Raw genomic sequence first — 13,095 nt, 5'->3', positions numbered from 1 at the left:
GGTTAAATAACATTGTATTTACAAAGAATGCAAAGTACGGAAAAGTTAGGGAATTGAATATTAAGCACGCTAAGGCGCAACGCCGCAAAGAAAGTGGGAGAATTTGTTTTCAGTTGAGAGCCTCCTTAAATCATTTCATTCAGCTCATTGTCAGAATCAGGATTTACAGGATTTTAAGATTAATAGAATGTTCGTCAAATCAGAAAAATCGGATGTCAACATAATCAAAAATCATCAACGGTAAAAAGCGCTGAAATCATAAATCAATCGGTGTAATCCCAACAAAATAAATCCAGCTAATCCGTTAACTTTGCCAAATGCTTAAAGCCAGATCTATCCATAAATCATACGGACAGTTACAAATATTAAAGGGCGTTGACCTTGAGGTACAAAAGGGCGAAATCGTAACCATCGTTGGGGCTTCAGGTGCCGGAAAAAGCTCATTACTTAACATATTAGGTACCCTTGACCGGCCAGATTCGGGCACTTTAACCATTAATGATATTGAACTAAACAAACTAAATAACAAACAACTAAGCGATTTCCGGAACCGGCAGATTGGTTTTATATTCCAGTTTCACCATTTACTGGCCGAGTTCAGCGCTCTTGAAAATGTTTGCATCCCGGCCTTTATAGCAGGGAAATCAAAATCTGAAGCAGAAAAAAAAGCGGCTGGGTTGCTTGATCTTTTGGGGTTGAAAGACAGGCTGCACCATAAACCTAACCAGCTATCAGGCGGCGAGCAGCAAAGGGTAGCTGTGGCCCGTGCGTTAATCAACAATCCGGCACTTATTTTTGCCGATGAGCCTTCAGGCAACCTTGATTCGGTCAACGCGCTCGAGCTTCATGAATTATTTATTAAGCTTAAAAATGATTTCAGGCAAACCTTTGTTATTGTTACTCATAATGAAGATCTTGCAAACCTGTCAGACCGCACAGTTACAATGAGGGATGGTTTAATTGTTAACGCCCATTAACATGAGCATTTTAATTACCGCCGCTACAACGGCACAAGCCTACCAGCTCAAAAACAAACTGGAAGGAAAAAATATTATTTTGGGCGACCACATGGACCTGCCCGATTTTATGGTAAAAACAGGCAAAATGATATTATTGCCCAATCCAGCTTCGGCAAGTTATACCCATGAAATGTTAACGCTTTGCCTTGATAAGGGTGTGGATTCGGTTTATTTATTAAGGCCCGACGAAGCCGCGCTTTTATTAAAAGCCGAAACCCTTTTTAATGAATACGATATAAAACTACACGTAATTGATTAATGGACTATAAGGATATTGATAAACGTAAAACTGCTTTTATTTTTGAGTTAGATGATGTGCTTTATCCCGCAAAGGATTACTACTTTCAGGCTTATTACCTGTTTGCAAATATGCTTGAATATATTGAGCTAACGGATGCAAAAGCGGCAACCAAAGTACTAACGGATACGTATATAACTGAAGGGAAGGATACTGCATTTAACCGTTTGACGGAGCAGTTCCCGGTGGCCGAGCAATACCGCGATAAGTTTGAGAACCTGCTTTTGACTGCCAAATTACCGCTAAAACTGCTTTTATATCAAAATATACTTACCTTAATGCAGGATATTGTGGTCGACCGCAAAAAATTGTTTATTGTAACTAACGGCAATGTTCAGGAACAGGTAAATAAAATTAAACAAACCGAATGGCACGGGCTGGAAAAATATCTCCGCTGCTATTTTACCGAAGAAACCGTACCAAAACCCGAACCAGATGTAATTAACCTGCTTATTCAGGAACATGGCCTTCAGCGTAAAGAGATAATAATGATTGAAAATTCGGAAACCGACAGGCTGTGCGCCGAGGCAAGCGGTATTGACAGTATTAATGTTAAAGATTTTTTATAGCATTGGCTATAACATACTTACTAACAAGGCGTTTAAATACTTAAACTCAAACAAATGAGAAAAATATTTTACTTTTTAACGTTAATATTAACGGTTTCATTTGCAGCTTGCAAAAAAGACAAACCTGGTAATAATAACAACGATGACAATTCCGGGCCGCCAAGTACTGGTACGCTACTTGACCGTATAAGAGATTCTGTTTTTTTATATCCGCAGGAAACCTATTTGTGGTACAACCAGCTTCCAACCTATAAAAATTTTCAGCCCCGTAACTATGTCAGTACCGACACCATTACCGGGTTAGGCAGCGAGGTTGACCATTTATCACAATATGCCATAAATCCGGCAAGCTCTCAACCATACGAATATTATGATAATACCGGTACGGCCAAATACTCGTTTATTGATGATGGATCCGTATCAAACGAATTAAGCGGTAATGGCGGCGACTTCGGATTTTCGGTATTCTACCCTACCCGCTCAGATCTGAGGATCAAATATGTATACCCTGGTTCACCTGCTGATAAAGCAGGTATTAAACGCGGGTATCAGATCACCAAAATAAATGGACGCACCGACCTCGCGTACGACGACGGCGGTACAAATACCCAGTTTGTAATACAAGCCTATGCATACAGCAAAACTATCAGCATGACATTGGCCAAACCGGATAATACCACAGTTGATGTAACACTTAATACGGCTAATTATACCATAAACCCGGTTATCACGTATAAAACATTAGAGGTGGGTTCGGGCAAAACTGCAGGTTATATGGTTTTCAATTCATTCACAGATCTGGCCAATGCCAAACCCAAAATATTAGCGGCCTTAAACAGCTTCACCGGTATTTCTGACCTCATCATTGATTTAAGATATAACGGCGGTGGATCAGTAGAGACTGCCGAATATTTTGATAACCTTTTGGTGCCTTCTGCAAAAAACGGCACTAAAATGTATACCGCTTATTTCAATGATAAGCTCACCAGCGATAACTATACCTTGTTTAAAAACCTCTATGAGATACCTAAGGGCTTTTTCTCGGTGAGCAACCAAACTGTGAATTTTCAAAAACAGGGTTCGCTTAATTTAAGCCGCATCTTCTTTATTGTTGGCAGCGGTACTGCCTCGGCAAGTGAATTAACCATTAATAACCTTATCCCTGAGCTTGACGTTCAGTTAATAGGATCAACAACATACGGTAAACCAGTTGGCTTTTACGGCATTGACATCAATAAATACCAGTTGTATATGCCCATGTTCTCTACCAGAAACTCGGCGAATAATGGCGACTACTATACCGGTATGACGCCAGGAAAGAATCCTTATAAAGGTATCGGCGCTACCGACGACCTGACCAAAGACTTCGGCGACCCTACAGAAGGGTTATTAGCACAGGCTTTAAGTTATATCACAACCGGCAAGTATAAAACCGGTTCAGTAACCACGCAAAGCTTAGCTACCTCATCAAAAAACGTGCTTTCGGCAGATCAAAAACGCGAGATGGAACAAAGGTTTAACCGCAGTAAGGTTAAAGGCCTGATGCTTAAAACGCCATCAGTATCTAAAAAGAGGAAATAGAGGATAAAGTCTACTTAAAACGTCATTGCGAGGTACGAAGCAATCCCCGATTAGCAGGTCCGCCCCGTATAGTTTAGGATTGCTTCGTACCTCGCAATGACGATCTTGTTCATTCATTCCTACAGCTTTTAGCTTTTCGCCTTAGGCTTTAAGCTTTTAATCAGCCAATTCCCTTAAATCAACAGGCACCACGCGAGAAATTCCCTGCTCAACCATGGTTACACCATAGATAACGTCAGTACTGGCAATAGTGCGTTTGTTGTGAGATACAATGATAAATTGCGACTCTTTGGAGAAGGTGCGGATAATGTTATTGAACTTATCAATGTTGGTATCATCAAGCGGGGCGTCAACCTCATCAAAAATACAGAAAGGTGCAGGCTTTAGCAGGTACAGCGAAAACAGTATAGCCGTTGCCGTAAGGGTTTTTTCCCCTCCCGATAGTTGGTTGATGGATAATGGTCGTTTACCTTTTGGCTTCGCGATGATATCAATATCCGATTCGAGTGGATGGTCAGGATCTGTTAGGATCAGATCGCATGAATCCTCTTCATTAAACAGCGAGCGGAATACTTTAATAAAGTTTTCGCGCACCATAATAAACGCCGTCATGAACTTATCTTTCGCGGTATCGTCAATCTCCTGTATGGTAGCCAGCAACGATGCTTTGGCTTCGCTCAGGTCTTTCTTTTGCGCCTGGATAAAAGTATAACGCTCATTCATTTCGTTATAAGCCTCTACCGCCATCGGGTTTATGGCGCCAAAATCGTCTAATTGTTTTTTTAGCTTTTCAGCTTTTTCCCGAAGGTCCTGTTCGCTTTCTCCTTCGGGCACTTCGCTTTCCGGCAGGTCTTCAATATCTATATTAAACTCAACCGAAAGACGCTCTTTCAGCGCGTTCAGGTCTATCTTTAAATTATTTCGTTCGTCGCGCAGCTCATTCTCAATAACTTCGCTGTTCTCTTTTTTGCGCCTCAATGAGCTTACCTGGTTCTCATTTTCGGTGATGAGGCCGCGCCATTGATAGTACTCCTGTTCGGCTTGTTGTGTGGCCTTTTCCAGGTTTTCCTTCTGCTCATACATTTCGAGCAGGTTATCGTCGGAGTTATCGGCCAGCTTCAGGTTTTCCTGTATAGCAACTTTTACTTTTTCAAGCTCGCTGCTATTTTGCCTTATACGTGTTTCAAGGCTTTCCTGCTGGGTATCCCGATAGTCAAGGTCTTTCATTAAACCCGATACCTTATTTTGTTGCTGATGAAAACGGATGTTTTCCTGATTGTAGGCGTTTGACTGTACGGAAACGTATTCGTTCAGCTCGTTAAAAGCCATCTGCTTATCGGCCAATAAATCGCTTTGGATCTGGCGTTGAGTTTTTAACTCGGCCAATTGCGGTTGTAGGGCAGCCATTTCATCTTTTATCCCGGAAATTTTACGGGCGATATCTTCTTTACGGTTAAGGCTGTTTTCAATAAAAGTTTGATATTGCTCCTGGCGCGTTTTTACAGTGATCAACTCGTTATTTAAACGGTTCAGGATCTGTTGCTGCTCATTAATCTCAGCTGCCTTGGTTGACGAACGTAAAGCTGCAAGCTTATTCTGTAATTCTTCAGACTTCGTACGAAATGAACCCACCTGGTTCTCTATTCCCCGGATCTCTTTAGCCAAATTCTCCAGGTTTTTAGCACGCCCGATCCTTTTACCCTCAAACAAACCAACCGAACCACCGGCCATGGTATGTTTTGATTTATTGAACTTACCGCTCTTGCCGATTAACACAACGCCCTGCGGTAAAGTTTCGCTATTGATCTGGCCTTCTTTATCGTCATCAACCAGGTAAACACCTTTAAGCAGGTAATTACAAAGCGGCAGGTAACGTTTTTCAACCTCAATAACACTCAGTGCCGGGATAGCCCCCTCCTTTTCGAAGCTGATTTGTGCAGGCGATTCATCAGCGTAGTTATTCAGCACAAAAAAATTTGCTCTGCCCTTTGCCGAATTGCTCAATAGGCTTATAGCCTTTACTGCATCGTCGTACCTTTCAACCACGTAATAGTTCATGAGCGGTTCAAGGTAGTTTTCAATGGCTACACGAAACTCCTCCTTACAAAAAAGCACATCGCTAAACAAAGGTGCATTTTTAGCCCAATCGGTATTCTTTTTCAGGAACCTTATTGACTCCGGGAAACCTTCCAAACTATCAACCATACTTTTGGTAAGGTTGTATTCGTTTTGCTTGGCATCAAGGCGACGGCTCTCTTTTATAATGGTATCCTTAACCGAGTTCAACTCAACATCGGTTTCGGCAATTTGTTCTTTTAATTTATTTTCAAACTCAACAGCCTGCTGAAATTCGTCGTCGAGTGTTTCCTTGCGGTATTGCAGCTCGGCAACCACCTGGTTAAAGTGCGATAGCTCCACCTCTTTATTGGTGGTATCTTCCATATTGCGCTGGCTTTCCTGCTCCAAAGCCTGTTGCTGAATTTGCAATATATCCAGGTCTTTTTCTGCCTTATAAGCCTGGTTTTGCAGGCGGGTATTGATATTATTAAGCTCGTTGAGCTCACTACGGGCTTCGGTTTGTTGTGCACGTAATTCATCAACGGCTTCTTTTAAATCAGAAAGTTTGCTTTGGATGGTTTGCAGCGCTTCATCCTCGGTGGCCTTTTCCTCGTTTAAGCGTTTAATGTTATATAAAACGTGGTTCAACTGGTTTTTATCGCGTTCTAACTCTTCAGTCAGACGCGATTCTTTATCTTGTTGAAACTTCAACTGTTCATTCTTGATCTTCTTTTCGCTTTCGTAAGCCCGGATCTTTGAAACAAACTCATTGGTTGTTTTTTGCTGAACCGAAAGGTTCTTTTCTTTGGTGATACTATCCAGCTTTTGTTGTTGCAGCATTGCTTCCAAAATATCTATCTGGATAATAATATCGCCTTTCTCGGCTTTATGCTTTAGCTCCTGCTCTTCTATCTTTTTCAATGATTCGCTAAAAGCCACGATCCTGAACGAAGCCAGCATAATGCTCAGCGTTTTATACTGTTCTTTGAGACGATAGTATCGTTCAGTTTTCTTCGCCTGGTTCTCCAGTGATTTCAGGTTCTTCTCAATCTCAAACAGCAGGTCATCAACACGGGCCAAATCGGCCTCTGTCTCTTTCAGCTTACTGAAAGTTTGCTTTTTGCGGAGCTTGTATTTAGAGATGCCCGATGCTTCCTCAAACAGGTTACGGCGTGAGCCCTCCTTATTGGTGATGATCTCGTCGATCATCCGGAGCTCGATGATAGAATAGGAGTCGGAGCCGATACCCGTATCCAAAAAAAGATCGGTAATATCCTTTAAACGGCACTGTACATCGTTAAGTCGGTATTCGCTTTCGCCCGTGCGGTAAAGCTTACGGGTAAGTGTTACCTGCGAATAATCGGTTGGCAGTACGTTTTTTGTATTATCAAAAGTGAGGGAAACTTCGGCAAGGTTAGCCGATTTACGGCTTTTGGTACCGTTAAAAATAACGTTATCCATTTTCTCCGAACGGAGCATCCGGGTGCTTTGCTCACCCAAAACCCAGCGGATACTGTCAACAACGTTCGACTTACCACAACCGTTAGGCCCTACAATAGCGGTAACACCCTCATTAAAATTGATGGTTATTTTATCGCCAAAACTCTTGAAGCCTTTGATTTCTAAACGGGTAAGCTGCATTTAATTTATTAAGTACCTTGCAAAGTCCAAACCTCCAAAGTAATTATAAATAATTGAGTTTTGAAAGTATATTTTGATTTGAGGCGAAAGGAAAAGGTGAAAGGAAAAAGGCTAAAGGTAAAAGGATAAAGGCAAAAGGTTACTGGCAGGGTTTGTATAACGTCATTGCTTTGTCCCTACCGATGACAACTCAAAAAGGGTGTCATACTGAGTTCATCGAAGTATGGTGGGCAGGCCCTGCACACGACCGTTCGGCAACTCAGGGTGACAACTCCTTTTTTGCCTTTTACCTTTAGCGGCCCGGACTTTTACATATTCGCAATGACAATTTATAATTTAAACCCTTATCTCCCCCTTCAAATAAGTAACCGCTTTGCCACTCATCAACACGCGGTCACCTTTAAGCTCGCACCAAAGTTCACCGCGGCGGGCTGAGAGCTGATAGGCATGAAGCATATCTTTACCCAGGCGTTTTGCCCAATACGGGATCAGGTTACAATGTGCAGATCCGGTAACCGGGTCTTCGGGGATGCCTGCGCCGGGCGCAAAAAAGCGGGAAACAAAATCAGAGGTTTCGCCAGGTGCGGTAGCTATGATCCCTACCGTATCCATTTTTGACATGGCGAAGAAATCGGGCGTAAGCTCCCTGATATCCTGCTCGGTTTCATAAACAATGAAATAATCACGCGAGCGCAAAAATGCTACCGGTTGCTTTTCGCCAAGCGCTTCGGCTAATCCATTCGGCGCCTCAATGGGGATTGGCGGACGTGATGGAAAATCCATCGTATATTTATCGCCATCACGCTTTACGGTGAGCGTTCCGGCTTTTACAGTTTCAAAATGAATGGTATCACCCTCATAGCCCAGTTCCGAAAACAGAATATGAGCAGATGCCAGGGTAGCATGCCCGCAAAGATCTATCTCATACTCGGGCGTAAACCAGCGAAGCTTATAACCATCGTCGTTTTTCACAAAAAAAGCGGTTTCGGCAAGGTTGTTTTCAATGGCTATCATTTGCATGGTAACATCGGGCAACCATTCATTAAGCGGACAAATTGCCGCCGGGTTACCGCCAAAAAGCTTATCGGTAAATGCGTCGGCCTGGTATATAGGGATGGTCATAACAGATATGGTATTTTAGCTAATATAACGAGGTGAGCGTCAAAATGCAAAAATATGAGAACCAAGATGCGAGAATACGAGAATCATGATGCAAGACTATGAGAATCAAGATCTTTCTTATCCAGCTTCTTTATTTTTTTTGCTTCTTTATTCTTGTATCTTGATTCTTGCAATCCTGCTTCTATAATTGTTCGATCCATAAAACGGAATTACCCGAATTATATTGGTTAGGTTCGTAAAGTTTATTGCCAGGGTCTATCATCCATTTACCATCCACAATAAACTTGTACAGTTGCTTGCCTGGCTTCAGGTAAACACTTACCGTCCACTCTTTACCGTTAAAAGCAAGTGTGTAACCAAAATCATCAAAGTTGTTAAAACTGCCCGCTAAATGAACCTTTTTAGCATTATTGAAACCGCTTAGCTTAAACGTATAATTTGGCTTCACCGAAATATATGAATTAACAACGCCGCCCTCCATCATATTACGAGGGTTTTTGGGGTCGGTGATCCAGTTATCATCCACAACAAACTTATAGCCATAATTGCCCGGCGGAATAATTAAGGACGATGCCCAGCCCGTTTTGGTTTTGGTAAGCGGGATCAAGCCATGCTCCCAATTATTGAAGCTTCCGCCTACGTACACTTTCTTTGCGCTGGTATAACCATCAAGCTTAAACACAACCGTTTCGCCAAGGTTCAGCACTGAGTTGGTATATCCATCAGCGCCCTGGATCTTATTAGGATTAGCTGGATCGGTGATCCATTTGCCATCAACCAGGAAACGATACGCCTGTGTGCCTTCGTGCAGGTAAAGCTGTTTTTGCCAGCCTTTGGGACTTTTCTCGAGGACGATATTGTTAGCGTCCCAATCATTAAAACTCGCTGCCAGTGTTATTTTATGCGCATTGGTGTATCCGTTCAGCTTAAAAGTGTAGTTATAACGAAAGTATATCGAATTATCGTCATTGTCGCTCACCAGGTTATTATAACGGTCGCTGATCCAATGGCCATCCACAATAAATTTATATTCATATTTGCCGGGTTTCAGCTTTATGTCGGCAATCCAACCGCTGTCGGTTTTGGCCATGATACCTTTAAGGGTGCTCCAGTTATTGAAGTTGCCTGATAGCAGTACCCTTTTACTTTGGGCGTAGCCGGGCAAAAAGAAACGGGTTAAACCAGATGCTAATTCATGAACAGTGACTTTAGCAAAGTTATTGATACCGAAATTAACATCAGCCGGATACCCCGGCGACTCATCATCATTGTTATCTATTTTAGTAGTTATCAGGTAAGGAGTAACTTGAGGGTTCAGATTAAGGGCCTCAAGCGGCCTGTCAAACTCTATTATATTTCCCTGTTTTTCGGCCATTGTCCAGCCGTCTTTTTTCAGGGCGGTAAAATCGCCTTTTAAAACATCAGCTGCATTTGCACCTTTTAACCCGGCTTTTTTGAGCAGGCTATCAACTTCTGTTTTGGATGAGCGCATATCAATAAGCAGAACGAGATTATCCCTGCCCATGATCAGGTTATTGCGCTTTTGCGCTCTTACATGTATGGCCATGCAAACCATCGCAAAAAAAACAATAACTATACGCCCGCGCCTTTTCATATTACTGGTTACTGTAAATGTACATTTCAAATTCTTTTTTAACAAAGTTGATGGTGAATATGCCGCGCACAAAGAAGTCATACCCTAAAACACCATCAATTTTGTAGCCATAAGCATTCCCCATTTTTTCGAGATTGGTTATTAAAATACGGTTTTTCATGTACTTTCGGTCGCCGACAACCAAATTATCAAAGCGGGTGTAGATCACCTCGATAGAGGTACCGCCGATACCCATAATTTTTGAGCGGCTGATAACCTCCATATCGGGGATCAGTTTTTTTGAACGCCGGTAGTCGAGTAAACTGGTTTCGGCGGCGCTGTCAAAAGCGAACCAAAGCGAATTATCGTTAACAGTACCCTTCATTAAAATAACATCATTGAGCATACGGAAAGGACTTACCATAAAACGATCGTGAAATACCTTTTCGGTTTCGGGGATGTTACCATTCTCATCAAGTTTTTGGATGTATAACGTATTTCTGAAAAGATCAACGGTAATCGCGAAATCGGAAAATAGCCCGGTACCCAGCAATCCCAATATTTTGATCCGCTTACCGTTTTCTATAGATGACAGGTCGGTAACATCGGCCCGGAGCTTTGGATAGTGCAATTCGAGGATGTTAAAATTACGGATATAAGTAGTAAAAGAGCTGCCGGCAACCCCGTTGATTCCTGCAGATTCCTGCTCAGCTACGTGTGGCAGATCCCTAAAATAGGTTTCATTTAAAACCAGGTACGGCGCGCCGGTATCCAGCACAAAATTACCTTCAAGGGTATCGATCTGAGCTTCAATAAGAATTAGGTTCCCAGCCCTTTTTATCGGAATGACTAAAGTTTTAAAATCACCGGTGGGCGATGGATCAGGATCGGGCTTTGCATTTTTAAAGGTGATGCCATTGATAGTCACTTTCTCGCTGCCCGCCGCACTGAAGCAACAGAAAACTAAAAAAAAGATCAACAGATAAACCTTAGGCATCGTATTAAATACTATACCTAATAGACCCTCATTTTATGCCTTAAGTTACACAGTCTAACAATTAAATAATGTGACTGATGTACCGGTACCTGATCAGATCATCAGGGTTGTTGATGGCTTTGGTGCTCCCGTCGGTAATTAGTACTATTCTATCGGCCACGTCAAGGATATTATAATACTGATGATCGGTAACAATGATACCTTTTACCTTAGCGCATTTACGAATGATACCCTTAAACATTTCCGCCTGCACCGGCGAAACATGAGTAAATGGCTCATCGAGCAATATAAAATCTGCCCGGCTGTAAATACACATCAGGGTTTCCAATTGCCTGAGTTCTCCGCCGGATAGCTGGCCGGGCTTTTTGTGATGATGATCCTGGTAAATTGACAATGAGGTAAATTCATCAGTAAATTGAGGATCGATAATGGTACCAGCAAGGCTTTGGATCTTTATATTTTGCGGCAGATAATTGTGCTGGGGCAAATAAGCTACCCGACCATCGTCATAACCTTTATAAATGTGTTTATCGTCGATGCTGACGTGCTTGTAAGTTGGCTTTAGGCTACCGAAAATAACCCGCAGCAGCGATGACTTGCCACAGCCGTTGCGGCCAAGCAAACCTACCACCTCGCCCTGGCGGCAATCGAGATAAATATCTTGTAAAATCTTGCGTCCATCAAACTCGAGGTGAACGCTGTCGGTTTTTAAAATATACTGACCCAATATTTTACCAGTTTTAAGAGCGATAACAGTATTCCGTAGGCCAGGGCATCGCACGTAAGGGCGTACAGGTATAACCTGTCGATCCCGTAACCTGCATTACGGAAGTAGAAGAAGGTTTTAGTTGAGTTGTAATTATAATACCGGAAGCCGATGATTAAACCATAACTCATTATTTTAAAAATGTATGATTCTACAATATTAACCTCTCCGCGAAACAAATAGTAGATGCAGATCATGTTGATGGTCATGCACCATAACAACATCGACTTATAAAAATACCAGGTGATTTTTATGGTATTACGCATTCAGCTAATCATGACAGGTGAGCTAAAATAACGCAGGTTGTGGCTTAAAATTTTCCTCGCAGGCAATTCTATTTTGTTCGCCTGCTGGTTCACCTGGCGAACAGGTTCGGGGATGCGGTAATTGCCGACACAGTTTTTGATGAGCCCGGCACTTTACTCCACACTGATGTGTTGTTCCAGCGATCTGTAAAACCGGACATACTCATTTTTATGTTTACGTCCACGCTTACTTTAGCGTTGCTATGTAAGCGCGGACGCTTGAAGGGAATTACATATCCCCTTTGCTCACAAACCTTATTCAACCCGCTCCTTTAGCGCTGCTTCCCAGCCTATTATTGCGTTTTTACGGGCACTGCCCCAATGATACTGACCTATTTCGCCGGTTGATTTGATTACCCGGTGGCAAGGGATCAGGAACGCTACGGGATTACTACCTACCGCTGAGCCGACTGCGCGGTAAGCATTTTCGCTGCCTGATTTTTTGGCAAGTGAGGCATAAGTGGTCAATCCGCCGGCAGGTACTTTCAATAATGTTTCCCATACCTTGATCTGGAAATCGGTTCCTTTTAAATGCAGCTTGATCTCGTCCAAACGGCTCCAGTCCTGTGTGAAAATAAACAAGGCATTTTGCTGGATTCTGTCAACTAACTGGTTGTATCCGGCGTTTGGGAAACTTATTTTCAACTGCTCCAAAGCTTTCTCTTCCCCATCATCAACAAAAGCCATATGGCAGATACCTTTGCCCGTTGATGCCACGATCACCTTACCAAAAGGCGTATCGGCAAATGAATAATTGATCTGCAGCATAGCCCCGCCGTTGCGGTATTCGCCAGGGGTCATACCTTCTACCTTAATGAACAGGTCATGCAGTCTGCCACCTCCCGAAAGCCCTGTCTCCAGCGCGGTATTAAAAACATTGGTGTTGTCCTGCTTTAATATTTCCTTGGCATGTTCTACACTTAAATATTGCAGAAACTGCTTAGGCGTTACCCCCGCCCAATCCTTAAACATCCGCTGAAAATGGAAGGGACTTAAATTAACATGTTCCGCAACTTCATCCAGTTTAGGCTGTGCCTTAAAATTCTCCCTGAAAAAGCCAATCGCATCGGCTATGCGGGTATAATCTATCTCTTGTTGAGTTTTCATAAAGCCTTATATTTAAATAATTCAATTGTGTTTTTTAG

At 42.5% G+C, this 13,095-nt stretch carries 11 protein-coding genes; 4 read left to right on the top strand and 7 right to left on the bottom strand.

Features of this window, described 5'->3' with window-relative positions:
• Positions 1–317: 317 nt before the first annotated feature.
• From FHW88_RS03185 to FHW88_RS03170, 4 genes are read left to right on the top strand one after another with little or no spacing between them, the layout of a single operon-like run.
• The gene (locus tag FHW88_RS03185) at positions 318–977 is read left to right on the top strand and encodes an ABC transporter ATP-binding protein (RefSeq protein ID WP_091163023.1); all 660 of its coding nucleotides are present in this window, start codon (positions 318–320) and stop codon (positions 975–977) included.
• A gap of 1 nt (position 978) precedes the next feature.
• Positions 979–1,278, top strand: coding sequence for a hypothetical protein (locus tag FHW88_RS03180; RefSeq protein WP_176623111.1), 300 nt, complete (start codon positions 979–981; stop codon positions 1,276–1,278).
• Positions 1,278–1,886 (top strand): HAD family hydrolase, encoded by a 609-nt coding sequence (locus FHW88_RS03175; RefSeq protein ID WP_176623109.1) that lies wholly within the window; start codon positions 1,278–1,280, stop codon positions 1,884–1,886. The genes FHW88_RS03180 and FHW88_RS03175 overlap by 1 nt, the downstream gene beginning before the upstream one ends.
• Before the next feature lie 54 nt (positions 1,887–1,940).
• Positions 1,941–3,467: a S41 family peptidase gene (locus tag FHW88_RS03170; protein ID WP_176623107.1), complete on the top strand. Its 1,527-nt coding sequence runs from the start codon at positions 1,941–1,943 to the stop codon at positions 3,465–3,467.
• Between the two features lie 156 nt (positions 3,468–3,623).
• Here FHW88_RS03170 and smc read toward each other — a convergent pair whose 3' ends face one another.
• The 7 genes from smc to FHW88_RS03135 all read right to left on the bottom strand — a co-directional run bounded on the left by smc (position 3,624) and on the right by FHW88_RS03135 (position 13,057).
• Positions 3,624–7,166 (bottom strand): chromosome segregation protein SMC, encoded by a 3,543-nt coding sequence (gene smc, locus FHW88_RS03165; RefSeq protein WP_176623105.1) that lies wholly within the window; start codon positions 7,164–7,166, stop codon positions 3,624–3,626.
• Between the two features lie 336 nt (positions 7,167–7,502).
• Entirely contained in the window at positions 7,503–8,288 is a 786-nt protein-coding gene (locus FHW88_RS03160; RefSeq protein ID WP_176623103.1) for a PhzF family phenazine biosynthesis protein, read from the bottom strand.
• A gap of 181 nt (positions 8,289–8,469) precedes the next feature.
• Entirely contained in the window at positions 8,470–9,903 is a 1,434-nt protein-coding gene (locus FHW88_RS03155) for a hypothetical protein (protein ID WP_176623101.1), read from the bottom strand.
• Position 9,904: 1 nt separating this feature from the next.
• Complete coding sequence (locus FHW88_RS03150; protein ID WP_176623100.1) at positions 9,905–10,879, bottom strand: aspartyl protease family protein; 975 nt, start codon at positions 10,877–10,879, stop codon at positions 9,905–9,907.
• Between the two features lie 61 nt (positions 10,880–10,940).
• The gene (locus FHW88_RS03145; protein WP_176623099.1) at positions 10,941–11,606 is read right to left on the bottom strand and encodes an ATP-binding cassette domain-containing protein; all 666 of its coding nucleotides are present in this window, start codon (positions 11,604–11,606) and stop codon (positions 10,941–10,943) included.
• On the bottom strand, positions 11,588–11,911 hold the full coding sequence (locus FHW88_RS03140) for a hypothetical protein (RefSeq protein ID WP_139160014.1): 324 nt from the start codon (positions 11,909–11,911) through the stop codon (positions 11,588–11,590). Before FHW88_RS03140 ends, FHW88_RS03145 begins: the two co-directional genes overlap by 19 nt.
• A gap of 294 nt (positions 11,912–12,205) precedes the next feature.
• Complete coding sequence (locus FHW88_RS03135; protein ID WP_176623097.1) at positions 12,206–13,057, bottom strand: methylated-DNA--[protein]-cysteine S-methyltransferase; 852 nt, start codon at positions 13,055–13,057, stop codon at positions 12,206–12,208.
• Positions 13,058–13,095 lie beyond the last annotated feature (38 nt).

Origin of the sequence: Mucilaginibacter sp. SG538B (assembly GCF_013376065.1) — a bacterium.
GTDB classification, from domain to species: domain Bacteria; phylum Bacteroidota; class Bacteroidia; order Sphingobacteriales; family Sphingobacteriaceae; genus Mucilaginibacter; species Mucilaginibacter rubeus.
Note: the sequence above shows the minus strand (reverse complement) of the source record. Positions and strands in the feature narration are given on the sequence as shown.